At 75.0% G+C, this 23,426-nt stretch carries 27 protein-coding genes; 18 read left to right on the top strand and 9 right to left on the bottom strand.

Annotated elements, in window-relative coordinates:
• Positions 1-110 precede the first annotated feature (110 nt).
• From EV376_RS03180 to EV376_RS03120, 13 genes are all read left to right on the top strand, one after another.
• Entirely contained in the window at positions 111-542 is a 432-nt protein-coding gene (locus EV376_RS03180; protein ID WP_130320655.1) for a DUF3263 domain-containing protein, read from the top strand.
• A gap of 345 nt (positions 543-887) precedes the next feature.
• Entirely contained in the window at positions 888-1,718 is an 831-nt protein-coding gene (locus tag EV376_RS03175; protein ID WP_130328504.1) for a hypothetical protein, read from the top strand.
• 103 nt (positions 1,719-1,821) lie between these two features.
• A complete protein-coding gene (locus EV376_RS03170; RefSeq protein WP_130320654.1) occupies positions 1,822-2,331 on the top strand; it encodes a GNAT family N-acetyltransferase in 510 nt (169 codons plus the stop codon).
• Between the two features lie 265 nt (positions 2,332-2,596).
• Complete coding sequence (locus EV376_RS03165; protein ID WP_130320653.1) at positions 2,597-3,016, top strand: hypothetical protein; 420 nt, start codon at positions 2,597-2,599, stop codon at positions 3,014-3,016.
• 2 nt (positions 3,017-3,018) lie between these two features.
• Entirely contained in the window at positions 3,019-4,266 is a 1,248-nt protein-coding gene (locus EV376_RS03160) for an SRPBCC family protein (protein ID WP_130320652.1), read from the top strand.
• The gene (gene gvpJ / locus EV376_RS03155; RefSeq protein WP_130320651.1) at positions 4,263-4,682 is read left to right on the top strand and encodes a gas vesicle protein GvpJ; all 420 of its coding nucleotides are present in this window, start codon (positions 4,263-4,265) and stop codon (positions 4,680-4,682) included. The genes EV376_RS03160 and gvpJ (EV376_RS03155) overlap by 4 nt, the downstream gene beginning before the upstream one ends.
• Position 4,683: 1 nt before the next feature.
• Entirely contained in the window at positions 4,684-5,463 is a 780-nt protein-coding gene (locus EV376_RS03150; RefSeq protein WP_130320650.1) for a GvpL/GvpF family gas vesicle protein, read from the top strand.
• Positions 5,464-5,466: 3 nt separating this feature from the next.
• Positions 5,467-5,832, top strand: a complete 366-nt coding sequence (locus EV376_RS03145) for a gas vesicle protein GvpG (protein WP_130320649.1) — start codon at positions 5,467-5,469, stop codon at positions 5,830-5,832.
• A gap of 1 nt (position 5,833) precedes the next feature.
• The gene (locus tag EV376_RS03140) at positions 5,834-6,151 is read left to right on the top strand and encodes a gas vesicle protein GvpO (RefSeq protein WP_130320648.1); all 318 of its coding nucleotides are present in this window, start codon (positions 5,834-5,836) and stop codon (positions 6,149-6,151) included.
• Positions 6,152-6,155: 4 nt separating this feature from the next.
• Positions 6,156-6,527 carry a gas vesicle protein GvpJ gene (gvpJ, locus tag EV376_RS03135; protein ID WP_130320647.1) on the top strand — a complete coding sequence of 124 codons (372 nt, stop codon included), beginning with the start codon at positions 6,156-6,158 and terminating at the stop codon, positions 6,525-6,527.
• A complete protein-coding gene (locus EV376_RS03130) occupies positions 6,511-7,341 on the top strand; it encodes a GvpL/GvpF family gas vesicle protein (RefSeq protein ID WP_130320646.1) in 831 nt (276 codons plus the stop codon). Before gvpJ (EV376_RS03135) ends, EV376_RS03130 begins: the two co-directional genes overlap by 17 nt.
• On the top strand, positions 7,338-7,586 hold the full coding sequence (locus EV376_RS03125) for a gas vesicle protein (protein ID WP_165437941.1): 249 nt from the start codon (positions 7,338-7,340) through the stop codon (positions 7,584-7,586). Before EV376_RS03130 ends, EV376_RS03125 begins: the two co-directional genes overlap by 4 nt.
• Positions 7,583-7,936, top strand: a complete 354-nt coding sequence (locus EV376_RS03120) for a gas vesicle protein K (protein WP_130320644.1) — start codon at positions 7,583-7,585, stop codon at positions 7,934-7,936. The genes EV376_RS03125 and EV376_RS03120 overlap by 4 nt, the downstream gene beginning before the upstream one ends.
• A gap of 7 nt (positions 7,937-7,943) precedes the next feature.
• On the opposite strand, the gene EV376_RS03115 is transcribed toward EV376_RS03120, so the two are convergent.
• The 7 genes from EV376_RS03115 to EV376_RS03085 all read right to left on the bottom strand — a co-directional run bounded on the left by EV376_RS03115 (position 7,944) and on the right by EV376_RS03085 (position 16,580).
• Positions 7,944-10,235 carry an AAA family ATPase gene (locus EV376_RS03115; protein ID WP_130320643.1) on the bottom strand — a complete coding sequence of 764 codons (2,292 nt, stop codon included), beginning with the start codon at positions 10,233-10,235 and terminating at the stop codon, positions 7,944-7,946.
• Positions 10,236-10,319: 84 nt separating this feature from the next.
• A complete protein-coding gene (locus tag EV376_RS03110) occupies positions 10,320-10,901 on the bottom strand; it encodes a hypothetical protein (protein ID WP_130320642.1) in 582 nt (193 codons plus the stop codon).
• Positions 10,902-10,946: 45 nt separating this feature from the next.
• Entirely contained in the window at positions 10,947-11,708 is a 762-nt protein-coding gene (locus tag EV376_RS03105) for an ATP/GTP-binding protein (protein ID WP_207228027.1), read from the bottom strand.
• Positions 11,686-12,156 (bottom strand): DUF742 domain-containing protein, encoded by a 471-nt coding sequence (locus tag EV376_RS03100; RefSeq protein WP_130320641.1) that lies wholly within the window; start codon positions 12,154-12,156, stop codon positions 11,686-11,688. Before EV376_RS03100 ends, EV376_RS03105 begins: the two co-directional genes overlap by 23 nt.
• The gene (locus EV376_RS03095; protein ID WP_207228025.1) at positions 12,153-12,629 is read right to left on the bottom strand and encodes a roadblock/LC7 domain-containing protein; all 477 of its coding nucleotides are present in this window, start codon (positions 12,627-12,629) and stop codon (positions 12,153-12,155) included. The genes EV376_RS03100 and EV376_RS03095 overlap by 4 nt, the downstream gene beginning before the upstream one ends.
• On the bottom strand, positions 12,626-15,433 hold the full coding sequence (locus tag EV376_RS03090; protein WP_130320640.1) for a nitrate- and nitrite sensing domain-containing protein: 2,808 nt from the start codon (positions 15,431-15,433) through the stop codon (positions 12,626-12,628). The genes EV376_RS03095 and EV376_RS03090 overlap by 4 nt, the downstream gene beginning before the upstream one ends.
• Entirely contained in the window at positions 15,420-16,580 is a 1,161-nt protein-coding gene (locus EV376_RS03085) for a hypothetical protein (protein WP_130320639.1), read from the bottom strand. Before EV376_RS03085 ends, EV376_RS03090 begins: the two co-directional genes overlap by 14 nt.
• Positions 16,581-16,954: 374 nt before the next feature.
• Between EV376_RS03085 and EV376_RS03080 the strand changes: the two genes are divergently transcribed.
• Both EV376_RS03080 and EV376_RS03075 read left to right on the top strand, forming a co-directional pair.
• Positions 16,955-19,822: an alpha/beta fold hydrolase gene (locus tag EV376_RS03080; RefSeq protein WP_130320638.1), complete on the top strand. Its 2,868-nt coding sequence runs from the start codon at positions 16,955-16,957 to the stop codon at positions 19,820-19,822.
• Positions 19,822-20,715 (top strand): ABC transporter permease subunit, encoded by an 894-nt coding sequence (locus EV376_RS03075; RefSeq protein ID WP_130320637.1) that lies wholly within the window; start codon positions 19,822-19,824, stop codon positions 20,713-20,715. Before EV376_RS03080 ends, EV376_RS03075 begins: the two co-directional genes overlap by 1 nt.
• A gap of 275 nt (positions 20,716-20,990) precedes the next feature.
• Here the strand turns inward: EV376_RS03075 and EV376_RS03070 are convergent, their stop codons facing one another.
• Complete coding sequence (locus tag EV376_RS03070; protein WP_486482502.1) at positions 20,991-21,173, bottom strand: hypothetical protein; 183 nt, start codon at positions 21,171-21,173, stop codon at positions 20,991-20,993.
• 21 nt (positions 21,174-21,194) lie between these two features.
• Here EV376_RS03070 and EV376_RS03065 point away from each other — a divergent pair, with 21 nt between their 5' ends.
• Complete coding sequence (locus tag EV376_RS03065) at positions 21,195-21,419, top strand: winged helix-turn-helix domain-containing protein (protein ID WP_130328501.1); 225 nt, start codon at positions 21,195-21,197, stop codon at positions 21,417-21,419.
• A 39-nt stretch (positions 21,420-21,458) separates the two neighbouring features.
• Here EV376_RS03065 and EV376_RS03060 read toward each other — a convergent pair whose 3' ends face one another.
• Positions 21,459-21,773: a helix-turn-helix domain-containing protein gene (locus tag EV376_RS03060; protein WP_130320636.1), complete on the bottom strand. Its 315-nt coding sequence runs from the start codon at positions 21,771-21,773 to the stop codon at positions 21,459-21,461.
• 89 nt (positions 21,774-21,862) lie between these two features.
• On the opposite strand from EV376_RS03060, the gene EV376_RS03055 reads away from it, so the two are divergent.
• The gene (locus EV376_RS03055) at positions 21,863-22,828 is read left to right on the top strand and encodes a DMT family transporter (RefSeq protein WP_130320635.1); all 966 of its coding nucleotides are present in this window, start codon (positions 21,863-21,865) and stop codon (positions 22,826-22,828) included.
• Between the two features lie 120 nt (positions 22,829-22,948).
• Entirely contained in the window at positions 22,949-23,392 is a 444-nt protein-coding gene (locus tag EV376_RS03050; protein WP_130320634.1) for a DoxX family protein, read from the top strand.
• Positions 23,393-23,426 lie beyond the last annotated feature (34 nt).

Here is a 23,426-nt window from a genome sequence, read left to right as displayed (position 1 = left end):
CCCGGCCCGGGCCCGCCACGACGCTCGTCCCGTGCGACCGTCGGAGGCGCCAACTAGGCTGGTCCTCCCGGGTCGGCGCCGCCGGGCCGACCGCCCTCGCGAGGAGTGCCATGCCGCCCGACGCCGCCCCGACCGCCGCCGAGCCGTCCCGCGACGGCCGGACCGGGGGCCGGACGCCGGGCGAGCCACGGCGTGCCGCCGTGCCCCCGCCCCGGCCCGCGCCCGACGTGGAGGCCGTCCCGCCCGAGGGCGACGACGAGCACGAGGCGAAGCCGGCGACGGGTGCGGCGTCGACCGCCGCCGCGACCGCCGACGGGTTGACCGAGCGCGAGCGGGACATTCTCGACTTCGAGCGGCAGTGGTGGCGGCATGCCGGGGCCAAGGAGCAGGCCATCCGGGACCGGTTGGGCCTCTCCGCGACCCGCTACTACCAGCTGTTGAACGCGCTGCTGGACAGTCCGGCCGCGTTGGCCGCCGATCCGGTGCTGGTCCGGCGGCTGCAGCGCCTGCGCTCCTCCCGGGCCCGCAACCGGCGCCGTTGAGGCCAGTGCCCGTGGCCCGCGCCGCTGAACCGTGCCGCCCGCATGCCGGCCCGCTTCCCGGGTAGGCGGGGGCGTCACCCGGGTGTGCTGGACCGGGCAGGTCGGAGCAGGAGGGAGCGGGCCATGGGTGGGACGGATCCGGCCGGACGGCGGGCACGTCCCGCCGCACCCGCCCCGGCGACGGCGACCGGCTCCCAGCCCCACGAGTGGGTGGTCGATGCCCCGTACACCGCCGAGGACCTGCACACCGGGGAGCGCCGGGTGCGCGACCCCGCCGTGCCGAGGGTGGGCGACCGGGCCCCGGAGGCGATCGAGGAGCCGCGCCGGTCAGCCGTCGCACGGACGATGCGGGTGCGCTCGGCGTCGGCGCCGGCGCCCGGGCGGCCGTACAACGAGGACGTGGTGTTCCGGTTCGGGCCGCTGGTCGGCGTGCTCGACGGCGCGACCGTGCCGGAGGGCTTCGACACCGGCTGCGTGCACGGCCCCGCGTGGTACGTGCGGCACCTCGCCGCCCGGATCGGCCTGGCCGAGGCGGCCCGGCCGGCGGCGACGCTGATGAGCAACCTCGCGGCGGCGGTCCTCGCGGTCCGGGCCGACCATGGTGACCAGTGTGACCTGGACCATCCGGGCACCCCGTCGAGCACGGTGTGCCTGCTGCGGGACGGCGGCGACCAGGTCGACTGGCTGGTGCTCTGTGACAGCCCCCTGGTGCTGGACCTGGGCGGCCGGGTGACCGTGGTGACCGACGACCGGCTGGATACCGCCGTGGCGGACCTCCGGGTGGCGGCCGAGGGGCTCCCCGCCGGCACGGACCCGGAGACCCGCTTCCGGTCCGCGGTGATGCTGCAGCGGGAGCGGATGAACCGGACGCACGGCTACTGGGTGGCGGCGTCCGACCCGGACGCCGCGTACCACGCGCTCGCCGGGACGGTGCCCCTGGGCGGGCGGGACGGGCTGCGCCGCGCGGCGCTGCTCAGCGACGGGGCGTCGGCCGCCGTGGAGCACTTCGGCCTGTTCGACTGGACCGGGCTGCTGGACGTGGTGACCGCCGAGGGACCGGAGGCGCTGATCAGTCGGGTGCGCGCCGCCGAGCGGGATCTCGCGGACCGCCTCCGGCGGCACAAACCGGCCGACGACGCGTCGGTCGTACTCTGCGAGTTCGACGACGGAGCGTGAGGAGGAACACGATGGGGGCCGACCGGCCGATACCTGCGTCCAGACCGCCAGTCGGCCCGGAACGGGGTGGACTCAGGCCGGTGGGCCCGGCAGACTGCGGCACGTGGCGAGTGCGGTGCGGTTGGAGCCGGTGAGCGAACGGAACCTTGAGTCGTTGCTCTCCGTAGCGGCTGCCGAGGCGGAACCGGCCGACGTCATGCCCCCGGTCGAGGCGCCGGCCGGCTGGTCGCACGCGCGCCGCGAGGCCTTCCGTGAGTTCCACCGGGCGAGCTTCCCGGGGCTGGACGGCCCGACCCGCACCCAGATGTACGCGATCCTGGCCGGCGGTGAGGTCGTCGGAATGATCCGGATGACGCGCTGCGACCGGCCCGGCACGGTCGAGACCGGCATGTGGCTGGGTCGCTCGGCGCGGGGCCAGGGGATCGGGCCGGCCGCGTTGCGCGAACTGCTCAACATGGCGGCCGGCGCCGGCATGCGCCAGGTGGTCGCCGCGACCACCCCCGACAATTCCGGCGCTCGGTCCGTCCTTTCCAAATGCGGCGCGAAACTGCGCGAGGAGGACGGTCGGCTGCACGCCGAAATATGTCTCGACTCAACGCCGCCAGCTCTTTGAGTCCGTCTCTTCCGACTCGCGTCTTCCCTGTTCAAGACGGTCTCAACGTCCTCTTTACGTAGATCGAACCCGCAATTCGGATTCGCTTTGTAAAGCATGGCACAGGCCGCCGGAAACAGGTTTTGCCGATCGGTCGCCGGGTACTGCCCGCCGGGTCCGCACAACCGGGCACCTGATCGCGGGCCGTCACACGCTTCTCCCCGGTGGCTGTACCCCGGCCCACCGTCGATCAGGTGTCTCCGCTCCGGGGAGCGAAGGAGAACCGATGAACAGCGGAGCACGGATCGGGCTCGCGGTCGGCGCCGGCTACCTGCTCGGGCGCCGACGCAAGCTGCGCAAGGCCCTGATCATCGCGGCCGCCGTCGCCGCGGGCCGCGCCAGCAAGGAGTCCGGCGGTCTGCTCGCGGCGGGCGGCCGGCTGCTGCAGTCGTCCCCCCAACTGGGCAACCTCGGCAAGCTCGGCGGGCCCCTCGCCGCGGCTGGCAAGGCCGCGGCCACGGCCGCCGCCGGCAGCGGCATCGACGCGGTCAGCGGCAGGCTGCGGGACTCCGCCGACGCCCTGCGCCGTCGGTCGGCGGGGGAACAGCGGGCCGACGAGGAGCCGCCGGAGCAGGAACCCGGCGACGAGGACGAGCAGGCCGACGAGGACCGGCCGGCGGGCACCCAGCGGCGGCGGGGGCGATGACCATGGCCAACGAGACGCAGGCGGGCGGGCTGGGCCGGAAGGCTCGGGACCAGCTCGGCGCCGACCTGAGGGACCTGGCGGCCGCGATCGGCGAGCGCGCCGTCGCGGTGGTGACCGAGCAGGTCACCGGCGCCACCGGCCGGCTGAGCGACTACGCGAAGCAGGGCGGTGGACCGGGGCTGATCGCTGCCGCGACCGGCGCGCAGAAGCTCGCCGAGGGCAGCTCACCGATGAAGGCGATGGTCCAGGCCGGGGTGGCCGGCGGTAAGGAGAAGATCATGTCTGCCCTCGGCGGTCGTAAGGGCGGCAGGGGTGACGGCAAGAAGTTGAAGGTCACCAACATCGTCGAGACGATCGAGGTCGGCGTGCCGGTGCGGGTCGCGTACAACCAGTGGACGCAGTTCGGCGACTTCCCGAGCTTCATGAAGAAGGTCGAGCAGGCCGAGAACGACTCCGACGAGAAGCTGACCTGGAAGGCGCAGGTCTTCTGGTCGCACCGGAGCTGGGAGTCGACGATCGTCCGGCAGATCCCCGACAAGCTGATCCACTGGCGGTCGAAGGGTGAGAAGGGTTCCGTCGACGGCACCGTGAGCTTCCACGCGGTGACGCCGGACCTGACCCGGATCCTGGTGGTGCTCGAGTACCACCCGCAGGGCCTCTTCGAGCACACCGGCAACCTGTGGCGGGCCCAGGGCCGCCGGGTCCGGCTGGAGCTGAAGCACTTCGTCCGGCACGTGATGACGCAGACGGTGCTCGACCCCGACTCGGTCCAGGGCTGGCGCGGCGAGATCGAGGACTCGCAGGTGGTCAAGGACCACGAGACGGCGCTGCGCGAGGAGCAGGAGCGCGAGCAGCGCGAGGATCAGGAGCGCGAGCGCGCCGAGCGCGAGCGGCCCGAGCCGGAGCCGGCGGAAGAGGCCGAGGAGGGCCACGAGGAGGAGCCGCGCGAGGAGCGCCGGCCGGTCCAGCGCGGCCGCCGTCGCCCGCCCGCCCGCCGCCGTCCGCCCGAGGAGCCCGAGGAGCCCGAGGAGGCCGAGTACGCGGACTACGACGAGGGCGAGGACTTCGACGAGGAGGAGTACGAGGAGCAACCGCCGCCGCGCCGCCGGCAGCCGGCCCGGGCGCGCCGTACCCAGCCGGACCAGGAGGCCGCCGAGGAGGCGCCCGCGCGACCCCGCCGGGTCCGCCGCGCCCCCGAGCCGCCACGCCGCCCGGTGGTCCGCCGCCGGCGCGAGGAGCGTGGCGAATGACGGTGAGCACGACGGGAGGTCAGCAGGGCGGCGCGTTGGAGCGCACCGGCGGCGGTGGCAGCAGCCTCGCCGATGTGGTGGAGACGGTGCTGGACAAGGGCGTCGTGATCGACGCGCAGGTGTCGGTCGCGGTGGTCGGCATCCAGCTCCTGGAGATCAACGCGCGGATCGTGATCGCCAGCGTCGAGACGTACCTGCGGTTCGCCGAGGCGGTGGACCGGCTGAACATCGTCCCGGAGGGTCAGAAGGGGCTGCCCGATCTGGTGGAGGGCGCCTCGGGCGCGGTCACCAAGGGCAAAGCGGTCGGTGGGCTCGGCAAGGCCGCCAAGGAGATCAGCGGGGCGGTGGTGGACTCGCTCGGCGACCGCGGGTCCGAGGACCGGGACCGGCCCCGACGGCGGGACAGGGAGCGCTGAGATGAGCGGACAGAACGCGCAACCGGCCGGCGGGACGACGGGCCTGTTCGTCTACGGCATCGTGCCCCCGGACGTGGAGCCGACCCCCGACGCGGAGGGGGTCGGCGACCCGCCCGGCGAGGTCGTGGCGATCCAGCACGACGAACTCGCCGCGCTGGTCAGCGAGGTGGGGCTGGAGGAGCCCCTGGGTCGGCCGGCCGACCTGGCCGCGTACGAGGCACTGCTGGACGGCACCGCCGCGGTGGCGCCGGTGCTGCCGGTGCGCTTCGGCACCGTGGTGACCGGTCCGGACGCGGTGCGGGACCTCCTGGCGGCGCACCACGACCGGTTCGCCGCCGCCCTGGACGAGTTCGAGGACCGGGTCCAGTACACGGTGCACGGTCGCTTCGACGAGCAGGCGGTCATCGGCGACATCCTCGCCACCGACCGGCGGGCCGCCGACCTGGCCGGGCAGGTGCGCGGCCGGCCGGAGGCGGAGACCCGGGAGCAGCGGATCCGGCTCGGTGAGCTGATCAGCCAGACGGTGGAGCTGCGCCGGGAGGCGGCCAACCGGGAGCTGATCGACGCGCTGGCCCCGTACGCGGTGCTGAACGCACCCCGGTCGCCGAGCCACGAGCTGGACGCGGTGAACGTGGCCTTCCTGGTCGGGACGGACGACGAGGAGGACTTCGACCGGGCGCTGGAGAAGTTCGCCGAACAGCGGCGGGACCTGATGCGGATGCGCCTCATCGGACCGCTCGCCCCGTACGACTTCGTCAGCGCGCACCAGTTGGTGGAGTGACCGATGGACCTCCTCTGGGCGCTGCTGACCCTGCCGTACGCCCCCGTGCGGGGGCTGACGGCGGTGGTCAAGGTGGTCGCCCGGGAGGCGGAGTCCCAGCAGTACAACCCGGTCAACATCCGGCGCGAGCTGGAGGAGCTGGACCGGGCCGAGGCGGCCGGCGAGATCACGCCCGAGCAGCGCGACCGGGCGCAGCAGCAGGTCGTGAACCGGCTGATCCCGCCGGCCGCCGGCCGCGCCGCCGATGCCGCCGGCCCGGCTTCCGGCACCGCCGGTCCGGGGCGGCGCTCGCCACCGGCGCGGCGACGGGGGACCGGCCGCGGACCGGTCGAGCGGCGGCGTGGCGACGATCGTGGGCGAGGGGGATGAGATGGCACCAGGACGGATCCGGGCCGACGACGACCGGTACGCCGACGAGGAGGAGTACGAGGAGATCACGGCAGCCGAGGCGGCCCGCGAGGGGCTGCGGCAGATCGTCTCGCTGACCGGCAAGGACGCGCTCGGCATCACCTCGATCGAGCCGACCGACGACGGCTGGCTGGTCGGGGTGGAGGTGGTCGAGGACCACCGGATCCCGGCCTCCACCGACCTCCTCGGCCTGTACGAGGTGGAGCTGGACATGACGGGCAGCCTGCTTGGCTACCGGCGGACGCGGCGCTACCAGCGCGGCAAGGGGGACGGGGGCTGAAGAGATGACCAGTGCGCGGCCACCTTCGGTGGTGCAGAACTCCGGCCAGGTCCTGCCGGCCGGACACGAGCCGGCGAACCTCGGCGACATCCTGGAGCGGGTCCTCGACCGGGGCATCGTGATCGCCGGCGACATCCGGGTCAGCCTGCTCGACATCGAGTTGCTGACGCTCAAGCTGCGGCTGGTCATCGCCTCCGTGGACACCGCACGGCAGATCGGCATCGACTGGTGGGAGCACGACCCGTGGCTCAGTTCCCGGGCCAGGCCGCCAATCGAGCCCGGCCCCCGGGATCCGGAGGAGGTCGAGGCGGAGCGCCGCCCGCGTGTCGCTCGGCGGGCCGCCCGGAGGGAGGAGTGGGATGAGCTCGACGGCTGAGCCCGTCGTCGCCGCGGCCGACCTCGGTGCGGGGACGTGGCTGCACGGCGTGGTCCGGGACGTGGGGACGGAGGTGTTGGCCGCGACGGCCGGCATGGACGGCGCGCCGGTCCGCGCGGTGCGGGCCGCCGGGCTGGCCGCCGTGGTCAGCACCGCGCCGCTGGCCGAGTACGGCGAGGAGGCGCTGCGCCGCAACCTGGAGGACCTCGCCTGGCTGGAGCGGTCGGCCCGGGCCCACCACGCGGTGGTGGCGGCCCTGGCCGAGGCGGGGCCCGTCGTGCCGGCCCGGCTGGCGACCGTGCACCACGGCGACGACCGGGTCGCCGCGCTGCTCGCGGACCGGCGGGCCGAGCTGGCCGCCGTCCTGGACCGGTTGACCGGCCGGAGCGAGTGGGGGGTCAAGGGGTACGTCGTACCGGGGGCGGTCACCCGGGCGGCGGAGTCGACCGGACCGGGCGGGGCCGGGGCGGCGTACCTGCGGCGGCGCCGGGCCCAGCTCACCGCCCGGGAGGAGGGGCAGCGGATCGCGGGCGAGGCGGCGGCGGCCGTGCACGAGGCACTGGCCGGGTGCGCCGTCGCGGCCCGCCGGCACCCGCCGCAGGACCGGCGGCTCTCCGGCGCGGCGACCGCGATGGTCCTCAACGGCGCGTACCTGGTCGACGCCGTGCGGCTGGCGGGGTTCACCGCCCTGGTCGCGGCGCTCGGCGAGCGGCACCCGGAGCTCCGGCTGGAGCTGACCGGTCCGTGGCCGCCGTACTCCTTCGCGGCGGAACGGCAGGAGGAGCCGGCCGCCGCCCGCGGGGTGGTCAGGTGAGCACCAGCCAACTCGCGCCGAACAGCGCCGACGGACTGGACTACCGCCCGGTCGCCCTGGTGGACCTGCTCGACCGGGTGCTCGCCACCGGCGTGGTGATCAGCGGGGACATCACCATCGCCATCGCCGACGTCGACCTGGTACGCATCTCGCTGCGCGCCCTGGTCGCCTCGGTCGGCGCGCTCGCCCCGCCCGAGCTGGGCGACGCCGCGCCCGGGCCCGTGCGCGCCGGGGAGCTGGCATGAACGACCGGGACGACGCGGCCGAGCTGGCGGCGGCGCTGGACGGGCCGACCTGGCAGCCGCCCCGGGTGACCCCGCTGGACCGGCGGCTCGCCGTCGACCGGGACTCCGTCGAGCGGGGGCTCGCCAGCCTCGTCCTCACCGTGATCGAGCTGCTCCGGCAGCTGATGGAACGGCAGGCGCTGCGCCGCGTCGAGCTCGGCGACCTCACCGAGGAGCAGGTCGAGCGGATCGGTACCACCCTGATGGCGCTGGAGGAGCAGATGGCGGGGCTGCGGACGTACTTCGGCCTCGCCCCGGAGGACCTCAACCTCGACCTCGGCCCGCTCGGCCCGCTGCTCCCCACCGACTGAGAGCCGGTCAGGGCGGGTGCTTGTCGGCGTACGCGGCCAGCCCCGCGACCTGGACCGGGTCCAGCGAGGGGCGCACCCGGGACCGGGCCGTCGCGACGTGGGCCGCGGTGACCGTGGCGGCGGCCAGCGACTCCCGCATCGCGGCGAGTGCCGCCTCCCGGACCAGGGCGGCGCAGTCCGCCGCCGAGAAGCCCGCCAGATCCTCGGCGAGCGCGGCGAGGTCGACGTCCGGAGCGAGCGGCACGGCGCGCGACGCGGCCCGCAGGATCTCCGCCCTCGCCGGCCCGTCCGGTGGCGGGACGTAGACCAGCCGCTCCAGCCGTCCGGGCCGCAGCAGGGCCGGGTCGACCAGGTCCGGCCGGTTGGTCGCGCCGACCACCACCACGTTGCGCAGCGCCTCCACGCCGTCCAGCTCGGTGAGCAGGGCGGCCACCACCCGGTCGGTCGTGCCACCGTCGGTGGCCTGGCCGCGCACCGGGGCGAGGGCGTCCACCTCGTCGAGGAAGACCAGCGTGGGCGCGGCCTCGCGGGCCCGGCGGAACAGCTCGCGCACCCCGCGCTCGCTCTCGCCCACCCACTTCGACAGCAGCTCGGCGCCCTTCACCGAGAGCACGTTCGCGCGGCCCGAGCCGGCCAGCGCCGTCACCAGGTAGGTCTTGCCGCAGCCCGGCGGCCCGTAGAGCAGGACCCCGCGCGGCGGCTGCACCCCGAGCCGGGCGAACGTGTCCGGGTAGGTGAGCGGCCACAGCACCGACTCGGTCAGCGTCTGCTTGACTTCGACCAGGTCACCGACGTCGTCGAGGGTGACCGACGCGAGCTCCAGCGTGGACGACGCCATCGTGGTCGGGCGGACCACCTCCAGCGCGGCGGTGAAGTCGGCCATCGCCACGCTCGGGCGCTCCGCCGCCTTCTGCCGCAGCGCCGCCCGTACCCCGGCCTCGCGGACCAGCGCGGCCAGGTCGGCGGCCACGAAACCGGGGGTACGCGCGGCGACGTCGTCGAGCCGTACGTCCTCGTCGAGCGGCACCTGCCGGGTCAGCACACCCAGCTGCTCGCGTCGGAGGGCGGCGTCCGGCAACGGCACGGTGATCCGCAGCGAGAGCAGGTCGGGGGTACGCAGCGCCGGGTCCACGGCCTCGGGGCGGCCGGTGGTGCACACCACGGCGGCACCCGCCGCGATGGTCTCGGCGACCACCTGGCGGAACACGGTGGCCACCGGGCCCGGCGACTCGGCCGGGGCGAGCGCCTCGACGTCGGCGACCAGCAGGACGGCCGGGCCGTCGGCGCGTACCTCGGCGGCGGCCGCGCGGAGCCGCTCCGCCGCCGCCGCGTTGGTCAGCGCGGCCAGCTCGGGTCCCCAGAGCGGGCGCACCCGGGCCCCGACCCGGGCGGCGACCGCGCGGACCAGCGCCGACTTGCCGGAGCCGGCCGGGCCGTCGAGCAGTACGCCGAGGGCGACCGTGGTGCCGAGCCGGCGGAGCACCTCGCGGTGGTGGAAGCCGAGGTCGAGCAGCTCGGTCAGCTCCTCCGCCTGGGCCCGCAGCCCGGGCAGTTCCTCCACCGAGGGAGCGCCGTCCCCGTCCACGCGAGCCGCGCCCACTCCGCCCGCCTCCCGCGATTCCGGGGCCGGTGCCGCCGCCCGGGTCCTGGAGGCGGCACCGGCCGGGAAAGCGCGCGGATATCCGGCGGCGGTGGGGACGGTTCCGACGGCGTCCGTCGAGCCGTGCGTGGCGCCGCCGTGCTCCCAGGCGACGACCGTGTCCATGGTGACCAGCGCCGCCGTCCCGGGGTCGGCGGCCACGACGGTGAGCAGCGTGCTGGTCCAGGCGAAGCCGACGCGGTTGGCGAGGCTGTGCCGGGCCGCCGCCACGAGGCTGCGCACCGACGCGTCCGGCAGGACGTCCTGGGGCAGCAGCGACACGTCGTCGCCGGCGGTGACCACCTTGCCGAGCAGCGCGAGTCGCAGCATCTCCGGGGAGACCGCCGCGACCACCTGCGGTGGGCCGGCCAGCACCACCCGCGCCGCGGCGGCGACCGGCACCGGGCCGACGGTCACCTGTCCGCCGTCGCGGATGCCGAGGTTGCCGAGCGTGAGGTCGTCGGCGTACAGGAGGCCGGGCCCGGCGCCCGGCTCGGCGGGCGCGGCGATCCCGGCGGTGACCCGCCGGCCGGCCAACCGGACCGGGTCGCCGGGGCGCAGCCCGAGCGCCGTGAGCGCCTCCGGGTGCAGGCGCACGATGCCGCGCCGGGCGTCCAGCGCCGCCGGCCGCAGGCTGGCGGTGAGTGTCAGCTCCCCCACCCGGAAAACCCTAGCCGGTGAACGGAAGGACCCCTTGCCGACGCCCGGGGCGGAGGACGGGCCCCTTCTTGACAGGCGGGTCGGCTACCACGGGGGCTCGCCGTCGAGCAGGGACGGGTCGTGCCGGATCAGGTCCGCGAGCCGGGCGGCCGGGTCCGGGTCCGGGTCCAGGCCGTCCCGGTCCGACCAGGCAGGCACGGTGTGCGCCGACAGCGGCCACGCCGGCGGCGGTACGGCCGCGGCTTCCGCGGTGACCGTCACGTCCCCGCCCGCCCGGGCCACCCGCAGCGGGACCACCTGACCGTCGTGCTCCACCCGCAGCGTGACAGCCAGGTCCGGGTATCGCTCCACGACGCGGCGTACCGCCTCGGCTACCTCCTCCACCGGGTCCCGCTCCGCCCGGTGCTGGCCGGCCGGCGGGGCGACCACGTCGTCCCGCCGGGGCGCCCGCCCCTCGTGCCCGGGCACGACGCCGCGCCGCGGCCCGCCGTCGCGGCTGTCCGGCCAGGCCGGCCCGGCGTTGCGGGCCGGCTCGCCCCGCCCGGCCACCTCCGGAGCCGGCAGCGGAACCCGGTCCCCCTCCGCCGCCGGGTCGGTGCCCCGCCGCCGCAGCGCCTCCTCGCGCCGTGCCAGCCGGGCCAGCGTCTCGTCCAGACCGCCCCTCATCACGACCACCCCTCCTCGATGAAACGGGTCCGACCGTCCGTCGGTTCAGTTCCTCCTCGCCTGGGTGGCCCGGTCCAGCGCCCGGTCCAGGACGACCAGCAGGGCGTCCCGCACGGAGAGCCGGTCCCGGGCGTCGAACTGCACCAGCGGCACCTGGTCGCCGATCGCGAGCGCCCACCGGATGGCGCCGAGGTCGTGCGCCACCCGCCCGTCGAACGCGTTGACACCGACCACGAAGGGCAGCCCGGCCCGCTCGAAGAAGTCGACCGCCGGGTAGCAGTCGTCCAGCCGGCTGCTGTCCACGACGACGAGCGCGCCGAGCGCGCCGCGGGCCAGGTCGTCCCACATGAACCCGAACCGGGCCTGGCCGGGGGTGCCGAACAAGTACAGCTTCAGGCTGCGGTCGATGGTGACGCAGCCGAAGTCCATGGCCACCGTGGTGGTCGTCTTCCCGGAGCGGGCACCCGGGTCGTCGACGCCGATCGCGGCGCTGGTCATCTCGGCCTCGGTCGTCAGCGGGGCGATCTCGGAGATCGACCCGACCGTGGTGGTCTTGCCGACACCGAAGCCACCGGCGACGAGGATCTTCACCGGGATCGGCGGTGCGACCGGTGCCGCCGCCCGCGGCCGGGGGGTGGCGTCCGGCGCCACCGGCGGGCGGTACGGCGGCGGGGCCACCGGCGCGGCCGGTCCGTGGGCGTCGGCCGGGTGGGATGCCGGTGGGTTGCCGTACCGGTTGGCGGCGCTGTTCGCGGCGAGCCCGCCCTGCGGGGCGACCGGCCAGTCAGGAGATCGCACGGAGTCCATCCATCACTCGCAGGATGAGGTCGGGGTCGAGGGCGTCGTCGTCGCTGGTGACGTGCACGTCGAGATGACCGGCGGCGCGGAGGTCGCCGACCAGCACCCGGGTCACGTTGAAATGCATCCGGGTGCGGGCGGAGATCTCCGCGACCGAGATGGGCGAGCCGCACAACGCGACGATCGCCTGGAGTTCGGGGGCCAGCCGGGCGACCGGCGCCGTCCAGTCGGTCGGTGGTCGGGCGGTCACCTGGGTCTCCAGGCCGATCGCCGGGTCGCCGCCGACGACCCGGCCGGAGGTGAGCACGAACGGACGCGGACCGGCCGGCCCGTCCGGCTCCGGCTCGGCCGCCGCCGCTACGCCCCGCTCCCCGGAGGGGCCGGGCGCCCGCAGGTAGGGGCGGATCCGGGCCCCGGGCTCCGGGTCCGGGTCCTCGCCGGCGCGGTCCGGTCTCACTGCTGGACGGCGTTCTTCAGTTCGGCTATCAGCTTGGGGGTCAGCGCTCCGCCGGCACGCCCGGCGAAGAGCGTCATCTCGTACGCGACGGTGCCCAGGTTCGCCGACCGGTCGGCGACCACGCCCAGCACCGACCCGCTGCTGATGGCGCTGATCAGCAGGTAGCCCTCGGCCATGTCGACGACCACCCGGTTCAGCCCGCCGAGGGCGTACCAGCTCGCCGCGCCGCCGGCGAGGCTGGTCATGCCGGAGACCACGGCGGCGAGGCGCTCGGCGTTGGAGCGGTCCTTGATCGCGGACATCGCCATCAGCAGGCCGTCCGAGGAGACCGCGATGGCCTCCAGCACCCCGGCCGTACTGGAGGTGAAGGAGTCCAGCAGCCAGTTGAAGGTCCGGGCCTCCGGGCTGAGGTCCGTACCCGTCGCCGGGCCGGCCTGGTGTTCGACGTTGTCGTTCAGGAAGGGGCTGGTCACCGTGATGATCCCTCTTCGTTACGGCGGTCTGGACTGACTTCACGCAGGGCGCGGGCGACGCCCGCCTCGAACTCGGTGATGCGGTCGCGGACCTCGGCCGGGTCGCTGGGGCCTTGGTTCGCCGGTGGGTGGGACGGGGTGGCCGACAGGTTCGTCCCGGGCACCCGGCGGGTCAGCCCGGGCGGGGCAGCCGCCGGTCCGGCGGGTGACGTGCCGCCGAACGTGGGAAGTGGGGTGCCGGGCCGGGTCGTCTCGGCGCGGCGTACGCCGGACTCGACGGCCTCGACCAGGGCCTGGGCGGCGACCGGATCGGCGTCGCCGGCGACGACCGGCCCGACCGGTGGCCCGGGCGGCGGCAGGCTCGCCCCGGGCACCCGCTGCCGGATTCCCGGCACCCCGGGCGGCGATTCCGTCGGGTTCTCCGGCGCTCCCGCCGGCCCACGCCGCGTCGCGGGCGCCGGCTCGGTCGGGGCCGCGGCGCTACCGGGTGGGACCGCGGGGCCGGGCGGGGGAGCGCCCGGCCCCGCGGGGATCGGCCGCCGGGGCAGTCCCTTGACCGTGGTCCCCGGCACGCCGGCGGGGCGGTCACCCACCGGCACCGCGCCGGCCGGTCCGACGGTGGCCGGCGGCGGAAGGACGGCCGGCGGCTGCCCGGCCACCGCCAGGTCGGCCGTGGCCGTGCCGCCGGACCCGACCGGCGCGCTGATCTCCAGGTACGCGGTGACGCCGGTCGGGTGGTTCTCCGGAACGGTGAACGCGTCCCACGACCCGCCCGACTCCACCGTCTGACTGGCCCGGTTGAGCAGCGCCGGGTCGAAGCCCGCCGGCTCACCGGCGACCGCGGCCGGAGCCACCGTCGCGACCGCGGCCGGGACCGGAGGACCGGCGGGGGAGCGCCGGTCCCGGTCCGGCACGGTGGCCCGCGCCACCGTGACACCCGCCCGCTCCAGCCGGCGGACCAGCAGGTCCGACTGGGCGACGTCGAGTTGAGCGGTGACCCCGCCGCCCGCGGTGGCGGTGAGCCGTACCCGCCAGCCGTGCCGCCGGGCCAGCCGGCCCACCACGAAGAGTCCGAGCACCTCGGTGGGTGCGAGGTCCAGCCGTTCGCGCCGGGTCAGCCGCGCGTTCTCCTCGGCCAGCCGTTCCTCGGTCATGCCGATGCCCCGATCCACCACACTGAGCCGGGCGCCGGCGCCGGTCAGCTCACCGGCCACGACGACCCGGGTGTGCGGCGGGGAGAAGACGGTCGCGTTCTCCATCAGCTCGGCCAGCGCCAGGACCAGATCGCCGACGGTGCCCGGCGACACCGAGACGTCCGCCGGGACCTGGACGTCCACCCGGGTGTAGTCCTCGATCTCGCCGAGCGCCAACCGCACCACGTCGCCCAGCGGCACCGGTGCCACGTGCGGGTCGTCGCCGGCCGAGCCGGAGAGCACCACCAGGCTGCTGGCGTTGCGGCGCAGCCGGCTGGAGATGTGGTCCAGCCGGTACAGGTGCTCCAGCCGGGACGGGTCGGTCTCCTGCCGCTCCAGCCGGTCGATCAGCGCGAGCTGCCGGCCGACCAGATTCTGCGTACGGCGGCCGACGTGCCCGAACATCTGGGCCACGTTGCGCCGGCCGGTCACCTGGCGCTCCACCAGCCGCGCGGCGGTGCGCTGCACCCGCTCGAAGGCGCGGGCGAGGTCCCCGATCTCGTCGCTGGCCCGTACGTCCACCGGGTCGAGCCGGACCGCCTGGACGCTCTCGGACTCGTCGTCGGAGACCCGGGTCAGCTCGGCCTCGGCGACCCGGGCGACCCGGTCCGCCGAGCGGGTGAGCCGGGTCAGCGGCCGGGCGACCATCCGGGCGACCACCGTGCTGAGCAGCACCACCACGGTGAGCACCAGCAGCGCCGCGCCGCCGACCAGGTACGCGGCGGTGAGCGCGCGGCGCTGCTCGTCGGTGACCTCCGCGATGACGTCCGCGACGATCTTCTTCTCCACGAACTGCCCGAGGGTGATCATCGAGCGGGCGGAGGGGAAGAGCGCGTCCAGCGGGACGTCCCGCACCGCTCCGGCCGGGTCGAGCGGGCTGGCGGTGAGGAAGTCGGGGCTGGTCCGGGCCGTGACCGCCGCGTCGTTGAGCTGCGCCACGGTGAGCTGCTCGGGGGTGATGAGGCTCCGGAACCGCCGGTTGTCCACGACGAGGGCGGCCATGCAGGCGACGTAGCGGGCGTTCGCCGCCGGCTCGTCCGTCGCCTTCACCAGGACGATGAGTGTGGCGCAGGCGCCCAGCCCTTCGTCGGCGCGGAGCAGCGCGTCCAGCGCGAGCACCTGCCGGCCGGCGGCGGTGTCGGTGTCCACGTTGAACGGCAGCCGCAGCGAATCGATCAGGCCCACGTTGACCGGGCCGTACGCGTCCATGACCTGTGCCGGTGTGGCGGTGCCGGCGAGCACCGCGGTGCGCAGGTCGGCGAGTTCGCGTACCCGGTCGAGGGCGGCGGCGACCTCGGGTGGCAGCGCGTCGCCGCGGGCGAGCCGCAGGTCGGCGACCCGGTCGTCGACGGCGGCGGTCCTCTGCACCAGCTCGGCCCGGGGAACCCGGCCGAGCAGCAGGCCGATCGACAGGACGCGCTCCTGTTGCAGGTCCTGGACGAGGCTGCCGACGCGGCTGGCCACCCGTACCCGGTCGGCGATGTCGGCCGCGCGCTGTGCGGCGGCCACCCGGTCGAGCACGACCGGCACCGCGAGGACCACCATGCTGAGCAGCGGGAGGACCACCAGCAGGGCGAGCTTGGCCCGGATCCGGAGCCTACCGAGCAGCATCGAACGGCCCCCACTGTGGCTCCGGACCGCGGGCCGGCCCGACCGGCTGGAGCGCGCGCGGCTCGCCGGGCGGCTGCCAGTCGGCGGGGACCACCGGCGGGACCGGGTCGACCGGCGCGGGGCCGGCGGCGCGGCGGGCCCGGTGGCGGAGGGCGGCGAGCAGCGCCAGCGCCGCCATCAGGAGTACGGCCGCCGTGCCGGCGCCCACGGTGAGCCAGCGGTCCCGGTCGAGCCGGTCGAGGCGGTTCACGAGCAGGGCGTCCAGCTCGGCGAGGATGACCGGTTGCAGCTGGCGGGCGGCGGCCTGCGCGGCCGACCGGGCCGCGGCGAGCCGGACCGGATCGACCGTCCCGTCGCGACCGGTGGGCGTGGAGTACGCCGCGAGCGCCTCCACCGCCCGCTGGTAGGTGTCCAGCGGCTCGAGCACGTTGGCGCCCAGGTTGGTGCTCTCCGAGCGGTCGACCGCCGCGCGCAGGTTCGCGACGAGGGTGTCGGCGGACGCGATCGCGGCGACCCTTACGGAGGCGAGGTCGGCCACGGTCCGGGGCTGTTGGGCGACGGGTCGGCGGGCGGCCAGCACGGTGAGGTCGGCGAGCCGGCCGGCGGCCACGACCGCCTCGGGCAGTTCCTCGCCGATGCCGTCCTGGAGGAAGTACGAGTCCGTCTGCGGGGTGTGCACCAGCCCGGAGGTCTCGCGCACCTTGCGCAGCAGCGCCAGCAGCAGGTCGGTGACCTCCCCGTACGCGGAGTACGCCGCCTCCGGGTTGGCCGGCTGCCGGTCCCGCAGTCCTTCGATCTTGGCCCGTAGGCCGGCCCAGCGCTCCCGGGTGCGCAGCTCGTCCCCGATCCGGGCGTCGACGGTGGCCACCGCCTCGACCGACCGGGTGAGCGCGTCGGTGGAGACCGGCCGGCCGGTGACCGCCGCCGTCTGCGCGTCGACCAGGGCGTCGGTGACCGGGGCGATTGCCCGCAGGTACTCGACGCCGAGGCGTTCGGACCGGACCTGGTCCCGCGCGTCCGCGGTGGGGCGCCAGGATTGGACGAAGAGGACGGCCAGCGGTACGAGGAGTGCCGGCACCAGCAGCATCGGCAGCAGGCGGCCCGCCGTGGAGGGTCGCCGACGGGCCCGCGACGCGGGGACGGTCATGGTGGTGTGCTCCTCCGACGCAGGCGGGGGTGGGTCGGTCACGTGATCGTCGTCGGTCCCGTGCACCGGACCCGGAACGTAACCGACCGGCCGCGGAGTCTTCCTCTCGTCAATGAGTCAGTTTCGCGTCACTTAGCGCAAAGTCACCTGTGGTGGACCGGATCTGCACCCTGCGTGTGAGGCGCGGGAGTGGTTCGGGATGGATCGGAGGGATTTCCACCGAAGATCGGAATTCACGTGATACGAATCCATCTCGCTGGATGGGTCGGCCGGTTTCGCCGTCGCCCCGACGGCCGTTCACCGACCGGACCAACCGGACGGACGTACGGCGGATCTCAGGCAACGCTCAGGATCCGGCCCGTACCGTGTGCCGCATGAGATCGCCGTCGCCGGCCGCGTGGATCCGGCGTGCCCTGCCCACCCGCCGGCGGGCGGTGGCCGCCGGCGCCGCTGTCGTCGTGCTCGCCGCCGCCCTGGCCTGGGCGGCGCGACCGCAGGGGCCGGACCTGCGTACCGAGGCGGCGATGCTCACCGTCCGGTCCGGGCCGGCCGGTGACGAGCCGGTCGACCTCGACACCACCCTGTACCTGCCGGAGGGCGCGTCGGCCGACGCGAAGGTGCCGTCGGTGCTGCTCGCGCACGGCTTCGGCGGCACCAAGGACTCGGTACGCACCGACGCCGAGGAGATCGCCGGCCAGGGGTACGCCGTGCTGACCTGGACGGCGCGCGGCTTCGGCCGCAGCGGCGGGCAGATCCACCTGGACCACCCGGACTACGAGGTCCGCGACGCGCAGCGCCTGCTGGACTGGCTGGCCGCGCGGCCGGAGGTCGCCACCGACGCGGCCGGCGACCCGAAGGTGGGCGTGGCCGGCGGCTCGTACGGCGGCGGGCTGGCCCTGCTGCTCGCCGCCCAGGACCGGCGGGTCGACGCGATCGTTCCGATGATCACCTGGAACGACCTGTCCCGGGCGTTCCTGCCCGAGAGCACCGGCCGAGGGCCGGTCGAGGGCGTGTTCAAGAAGGGCTGGGCGGGGCTGTTCTTCGGCGGGGGCGGCAACACCGGCTCCGGTCCGGCGGGCATCTCCGGCGCGACCGGCGCCCAACCGGAGGGCGCTCCCGCCTCGGCCGGGCCGCCGAGCCCCGGCCCGGGCGCGGGTCCCGGCACCGGCCCGGGTCGCCCACCGGGCGGTGCCGCCGACCCGGCGTGTGGCCGGTTCGCCGCCGACGTCTGCGCCGCGTACCTGCGCATCGCCACCACCGGCCGGGCCGACCAGGCGGCGGTCGACCTGCTCCGCCGCTCCAGCCCGGCCGCCGTGCTCGACCGGATCGAGGCGCCGACCCTGCTGGTGCAGGGCGCGGCGGACAGCCTCTTCCCGCTCACCGAGGCGGACGCCAACGCGCGGGGCATCGCCGCGAACGGCACGCCGGTCCGGGTGGCCTGGTTCACCGGCGGCCACGACGGTGGTGCGGGCCCGAAGACCGACTCGGACCGGGTGAAGTTCCTGACCGTGCAGTGGCTCGACCACTACGTCAAGGGCACCGGTCGGGCGCCCGGCGACGGCTTCACCTTCTCCCGGATCGCCGGCTTCGACGCCCTCGACCGGGGCCTCGTCGCCACCGGCTACCACACCGCCGACTATCCGGGCGTCACCGGCACCGGCCATCGGGAGGTGGTGGTGGCGGGACCGGCGCAGCCGGTAGCCAACCCGCCGGCCGGAAACCCGGCCGCGATCTCGTCCGTGCCGTTCGCCGGGGAGCTCTCCTCGCTGCTCGGCGGCGTCGCCGGGGACATCCCCGGCCAGCACGCCCGCTTCGAGTCCGCGCCGCTGCCCGAGGCGGTGGACGTGGTCGGGTCGCCGACGGTCGCCATCCGTGCCGCGTCCGCGACCGGCGAGGCGGTGCTCTTCGTCAAGCTCTACGACGTCGCCGGCAACGGCGCGGCCACCCTGTCGAACGGCCTGGTCGCGCCGGTCCGGCTCAGCGGCCTGCCGCGCACGGTCGAGGAGGCCGAGCCGGTCACCGTCACCCTGCCGGCGATCGTCCGCCGGATCGAGGCCGGGCACCGGCTGCGCGTCGTCGTGGCGACCTCCGACCAGGCGTACGCCACGCCGGTCGAGCCGGCCGTGCACACCGTGGCGCTCGGCGACGGGACGGTCGTGCTCCCGACCGTCACCGGTGAGCCGATCCCCACCACGGCCACCGTCTGGCGCTGGGTGCTCGCCGGCCTGCTCGCCGCGATCGCCGTCGGGCTCGTCGTGGTCGTCGCCGTCCTCCGCCGCCGGCACCGCCGCCGGGAGAGCAGCGTCCACCCGGCGTACGCGGACGTCCCGCTCGTCGTCCGGGAACTCCGCAAGGAGTACGCGGACGGCTTCGTCGCCGTGTCGAACGTGGACTTCGAGGTGCACCCGGGGCAGGTGGTGGGCCTGCTCGGCCCGAACGGCGCCGGCAAGACCACCACGCTGCGGGTGCTGATGGGGCTGACCCAGCCGACCGCCGGCGAGATCTACGTCTTCGGGCACCGGCTGGTGCCGGGTTCGCCGGTGCTGTCGCGGATCGGGTCGCTGGTGGAGGGCCCGGGTTTCCTGCCGCACCTCTCCGGGCTGGACAACCTCAAGGCGTACTGGCGGGCGACCGGCCGGCCGTGGGCGGACGCGCACTTCGACGAGGCGCTGGAGATCGCCGGGCTGGGCGCGTCCGTGCACCGGCGGATCAAGACGTACAGCCACGGCATGAAACAGCGGCTGGCGATCGCCCAGGCCATGCTCGGCCTGCCGGAGCTGCTGGTGCTCGACGAGCCGACGGACGGCCTGGACCCGCCGCAGATCGCCGAGATGCGCCGGGTCCTCCAGCGGTACGCGACCGGCGGACGGGCCGTCCTGGTCTCCAGTCACCTGCTCGCCGAGGTGGAGCAGACCTGCACGCACGCCGTCGTGGTCAACAAGGGCCGGATCGTCGCGGCCGGCCCGGTCGAGGAGATCGTCGGCGAGTCGCCGAGCGTCCTCGTCGAGGTCACCGACCCGGCGGCCGCGCGCGAGGTGCTGGACCGCCTGGCGGGTGTCCGCGTACTGCCCGACGGCGACGGCCAGCTCGTCGTGGACACCAACGGCACCGCCCGCAGCGAGGTGGTGGCCGAGCTGGTCCGGGCGGGCATCGGGGTGGACCGGGTGGTGCCCCGGCGCCGCCTGGAGGACGCGTTCCTCGCCCTGGTCGGCGAGAACTCTCGGGGAAGCGGGGACCGGTGATGGTCGGTACGTCGTCCAGGCGGGGCACCAGCGGCGCGCCCTCCGGCGCCGCGGCGGGTTACCGCCCGTCGGCCACGCTGCCGTTCGCGGCCGAGTTCCGGCGGCAGGCGGCCCGGCGGCGGACCCAGCTCGCGCTCGGCTTCATGGTGCTGCTGCCGCTGATCATCCTGATCGCGTTCCAGTTCGACTCCGGGGACGACGACGACAACGGGCGCGGCGAGTTCGGCAGCCTGATCGAGTTCGCCACGTCGGGCGGGCTCAACTTCACGCTGTTCACCATCTTCGTCTCGGCGTCCTTCCTGCTGGTGGTCGTGGTGGCGCTGTTCTGCGGCGACACGGTGGCCAGCGAGGCGAGCTGGGGCAGTTTGCGCTACCTGCTGGCGGCGCCCGTGCCCCGGGCCCGGCTGCTCGCGGTGAAGCTGTCGGTGGCGCTCGCGTACTCGGCTCTGGCGCTGCTCCTGCTCGCCGGCACCGCCCTGCTGCTGGGCACCCTGCGGTACGGGTGGTCGCCGCTGCGCAGCACCGTCGCCGCCCAGCTGGAGCCGGGGGAGGGGCTGCTGCGGCTGCTGGCGGTGCTCGGCTACCTGGCCGTCGTACTCCTGGTGGTGGCCGGGCTGGCGTTCCTGCTGTCGGTCACGACGGACGCCGCCCTCGGCGCGGTCGGCGGCGCGGTGCTGCTCTGGATCCTGTCCAGCATCCTCGACCAGATCACCGCGCTCGGTGTGCTGCTCAACTTCCTCCCGACGCACTACAGCAGAGCCTGGCTGGGGCTGCTGTCCACGCCGGTGCAGACCGACGACGTGGTGCGGGGGACGATCTCGGCGGTCTGCTACGCGACGCTCTTCTGGGGCCTGGCCTTCTGGCGCTTCACCCGCAAGGACGTCGTGTCATAGCAGGGACGCCGCCGGGGCGACGGCGTCAGGCTCGGCCGGCTCGTGCTGTCCGGCTGGGCGGCGCCGGGTGCCGGCGAGCCGTCCACCGGAGCGCAGGCGCTGGCGAGCAAGGCGCCGGCCAGCAGAATCGCGGCGCGTGCCGTGGTCGTGCAAGTGGGCATCCACCGATGCTCGCACTGCCCGCTCCCGCTGTTCGTCCGGGTGGGGCGGGACGTGCGCGAGCCGCGGAGGGGGGTTTGCAGGCCGGTGGGTTTGGAGCTGAGCCGGATACGTCATCACGCCGTCGAGCAGTCGCCGGGGTGGTCGGCCCGACGGGTGCAGCGGAGGCCGTCGGGCCGTCGGTGGTCGCACCACACCCGGGTACGCAGGAACTGCCGGTCCTCCCCGCTCAACGTCGTCTCGCCGAAGTCCAGGACGTTGACGTGCCCCAGCGAGTCGCGAAGGCCAGCGGCCAGCATGGCCGCCCCGGGGCCTCCACCGTGCCAGTCACACCGTTCTACGAGCGCATCACCACCGAGATCCGGGACGAGATCAGGTCGGGCGACCTGAAGCCTGGCGACAAGCTGCCGTCCATCTCCGAACTGTGCGCGAAGTACGGCGTTTCGACCCAGGTCATCCGCTCGGCGATGCTCATTCTCCGCGCCGAGGGTCTGGTCGAGGGGCACCAGGGGCGCGGTGTCTACGTCCGTGAGCGCAAGCGCTGACGCAGTTCACCTGGTCCGGCTCCGATCGCCTGGGCGCCGTCAGGCGGCGTCCCGCCCTGCCCGTTCGGTGAGTATCGCGTCCAGCAGGCCGGGGTAGCGGCGGTCGAGCTCGTCGCGGCGCAGCCGGACGAAGCGGGTGGTGCCGGCGATCCGGGTCCGGGTGAACCCGGCCTCACGTAGCACCTTCAGGTGGTGGCTGCGGGTGGCCTTGGAGACGCCGAACTCGAACGTGCCGCAGGCGTGCTCACCGCCGGTGGCGAGCACCCGCACGATCTGGAGCCGGACGTCGTCGGCCAGTGCGGCCAGGACGGCCGTGACCGGGACCTCGTCCAGCGCGGGTTCGTGCAGCTCCATGTGACGAGTGTAACCGTTGTTCGAGTTTCGTCGAACAAGGCCGTAGGGTCGGCGTCGTTGGTTCGACGGTACTCGAACAAGGAGCTTCCATGCGCTCTCGCGCGGCCGCCTTTCCGCTGCTCGCCGTCCTGAGCTGGGGGGTGATGTTCCCCGTGCTGGCCAGCGCGCTGGGCCGGGTCGACGCGCTCAACCTGACCACCGCCCGCTATCTGCTGGCCACCGCGATCCTGGTCGCGCTGCTGCTGATCCGGGAGGGCGCCGCCGCGCTGCGTCCCGGCCGTCGGGCCACCGAGGTGGCGCTGCTCGGCATCGGCGGGTTCGCCGGCTTCAACCTGCTGGCCAACCTGGCCCTCGGGTACGCCACCCCGCAGCAGATCGCGCTCTTCGCGTCCACCATCCCGGTGGTCACCCAACTGGTCCGGTGGGCCCGCGACGGCGTACGCCCGCGGCCGCTGCTGCTCGGGCTCTCCCTGGTCGCGCTGGTGGGCGTCGGTCTGGTGATCACCCGCGGCCGGCTCGACGGATTCGACGAGTTCGGGTTGGGCGCCCTGCTGACCAGCGGCGCGGTGCTCGGCTGGGCGATCTACACCCACGGCGCCACCCGGTTCGGCGAGTGGACGCCACTCCGCTACACCACGCTGACGTCGGTCGCCGGCACGTTCGCCATGCTGGCCGCCAGCGCCTCGGCCGACCTCGCCGGCTGGCAGCACGTACCCGCCGCGGCCGACCTCGTCGCGGTCGCACCGCAACTGGCGTACGTCGTGATCGTCGCCGCGGTGGTCGCCGGGCTGGCCTGGAACACCGGCGTGCAGCGCCTGGGCGCGGCCAACGCGGCGCTGTTCATGAACCTGGTCCCGGTGACCACCTTCGCCGTACAGGTCGCCCGCGGTTACCGGCCCGCTGCCGTTGAGCTGGCCGGCGCGGCCGTCACCATCGCCGCCCTGGTGGCAGCCAACGTCGCGGTCCGCCCCCGCCGCGGTACGACCGGGCCGCGGCCCACCGCCGTCGCCGATCCGGCGGCGGTCGTCGACGCGCCCGCCGTCGTGGCCCGCTAGCCGGTCCGAGGTGGCCGGGACGAGCGCCGTGGGAGCGTTCCCACGAAGAGGGAATGTATCGACATTGTTAAATCGAAGGTCGCATCCTGATGCCCAACCCGGCGTAATGGAGGTATCGGAATGCGTACTGATCGGTTGGGCGGTTCGGTCCTGTCCCTGTTCCGCATGGTGGTCGGCCTGCTGTTCCTGTGCCACGGCCTCGCTTCGCTCTTCGGCGTCTTCGGCGGCAACCGGGGCACGGGTCAGGCCGTAGCCGTCGGGGAGTGGCCCGGCTGGTGGGCGGCGCTGATCCAGGTCGTGTGCGGCGGCCTGGTGCTCGTCGGCTTCCTCACCCGGCCGGCCGCGCTGCTGGCGTCCGGGTCGATGGCCTACGCGTACTTCGTCGTCCACCAGCCCGAGGCGCTGCTGCCGCTGCGCAACCACGGCGAGCTGCCGATCCTGTTCTGCTGGTCCTTCTTCCTGGTCGCGGTGCTCGGGCCCGGTACCTGGGCGTTGGACACCCTGCTCCCCGCCCGGCGCTCGGCCGCCGCCAATTCGCCGTCGCCCCGCTCCGTCCCGGTCTGAACCAGGGCGGCCGGCAGGTTGCGGGCTAGGTCAC

The organism is Micromonospora sp. CNZ295, assembly GCF_004217535.1.
The sequence above is the reverse complement of the archived record's forward strand: the minus strand, read 5'-3'. Positions and strand labels throughout refer to the sequence as shown.

What these genes read in the sequence shown, in the direction of transcription:
- EV376_RS03180 (WP_130320655.1), top strand. Translation starts at nt 111, where the DNA reads ATGCCGCCCGACGCCGCCCCGACCGCCGCCGAGCCGTCCCGCGACGGC.
- EV376_RS03175 (WP_130328504.1), top strand. Translation starts at nt 888, where the DNA reads ATGCGGGTGCGCTCGGCGTCGGCGCCGGCGCCCGGGCGGCCGTACAAC.
- EV376_RS03165 (WP_130320653.1), top strand. Translation starts at nt 2,597, where the DNA reads ATGAACAGCGGAGCACGGATCGGGCTCGCGGTCGGCGCCGGCTACCTG.
- EV376_RS03160 (WP_130320652.1), top strand. Translation starts at nt 3,019, where the DNA reads ATGGCCAACGAGACGCAGGCGGGCGGGCTGGGCCGGAAGGCTCGGGAC.
- gvpJ (WP_130320651.1), top strand. Translation starts at nt 4,263, where the DNA reads ATGACGGTGAGCACGACGGGAGGTCAGCAGGGCGGCGCGTTGGAGCGC.
- EV376_RS03150 (WP_130320650.1), top strand. Translation starts at nt 4,684, where the DNA reads ATGAGCGGACAGAACGCGCAACCGGCCGGCGGGACGACGGGCCTGTTC.
- EV376_RS03145 (WP_130320649.1), top strand. Translation starts at nt 5,467, where the DNA reads ATGGACCTCCTCTGGGCGCTGCTGACCCTGCCGTACGCCCCCGTGCGG.
- EV376_RS03140 (WP_130320648.1), top strand. Translation starts at nt 5,834, where the DNA reads ATGGCACCAGGACGGATCCGGGCCGACGACGACCGGTACGCCGACGAG.
- gvpJ (WP_130320647.1), top strand. Translation starts at nt 6,156, where the DNA reads ATGACCAGTGCGCGGCCACCTTCGGTGGTGCAGAACTCCGGCCAGGTC.
- EV376_RS03130 (WP_130320646.1), top strand. Translation starts at nt 6,511, where the DNA reads ATGAGCTCGACGGCTGAGCCCGTCGTCGCCGCGGCCGACCTCGGTGCG.
- EV376_RS03120 (WP_130320644.1), top strand. Translation starts at nt 7,583, where the DNA reads ATGAACGACCGGGACGACGCGGCCGAGCTGGCGGCGGCGCTGGACGGG.
- EV376_RS03110 (WP_130320642.1), bottom strand. Translation starts at nt 10,901, where the DNA reads ATGAGGGGCGGTCTGGACGAGACGCTGGCCCGGCTGGCACGGCGCGAG.
- EV376_RS03105 (WP_207228027.1), bottom strand. Translation starts at nt 11,708, where the DNA reads ATGGACTCCGTGCGATCTCCTGACTGGCCGGTCGCCCCGCAGGGCGGG.
- EV376_RS03090 (WP_130320640.1), bottom strand. Translation starts at nt 15,433, where the DNA reads ATGCTGCTCGGTAGGCTCCGGATCCGGGCCAAGCTCGCCCTGCTGGTG.
- EV376_RS03085 (WP_130320639.1), bottom strand. Translation starts at nt 16,580, where the DNA reads ATGACCGTCCCCGCGTCGCGGGCCCGTCGGCGACCCTCCACGGCGGGC.
- EV376_RS03080 (WP_130320638.1), top strand. Translation starts at nt 16,955, where the DNA reads ATGAGATCGCCGTCGCCGGCCGCGTGGATCCGGCGTGCCCTGCCCACC.
- EV376_RS03075 (WP_130320637.1), top strand. Translation starts at nt 19,822, where the DNA reads ATGGTCGGTACGTCGTCCAGGCGGGGCACCAGCGGCGCGCCCTCCGGC.
- EV376_RS03070 (WP_486482502.1), bottom strand. Translation starts at nt 21,173, where the DNA reads ATGCTGGCCGCTGGCCTTCGCGACTCGCTGGGGCACGTCAACGTCCTG.
- EV376_RS03060 (WP_130320636.1), bottom strand. Translation starts at nt 21,773, where the DNA reads ATGGAGCTGCACGAACCCGCGCTGGACGAGGTCCCGGTCACGGCCGTC.
- EV376_RS03055 (WP_130320635.1), top strand. Translation starts at nt 21,863, where the DNA reads ATGCGCTCTCGCGCGGCCGCCTTTCCGCTGCTCGCCGTCCTGAGCTGG.
- EV376_RS03050 (WP_130320634.1), top strand. Translation starts at nt 22,949, where the DNA reads ATGCGTACTGATCGGTTGGGCGGTTCGGTCCTGTCCCTGTTCCGCATG.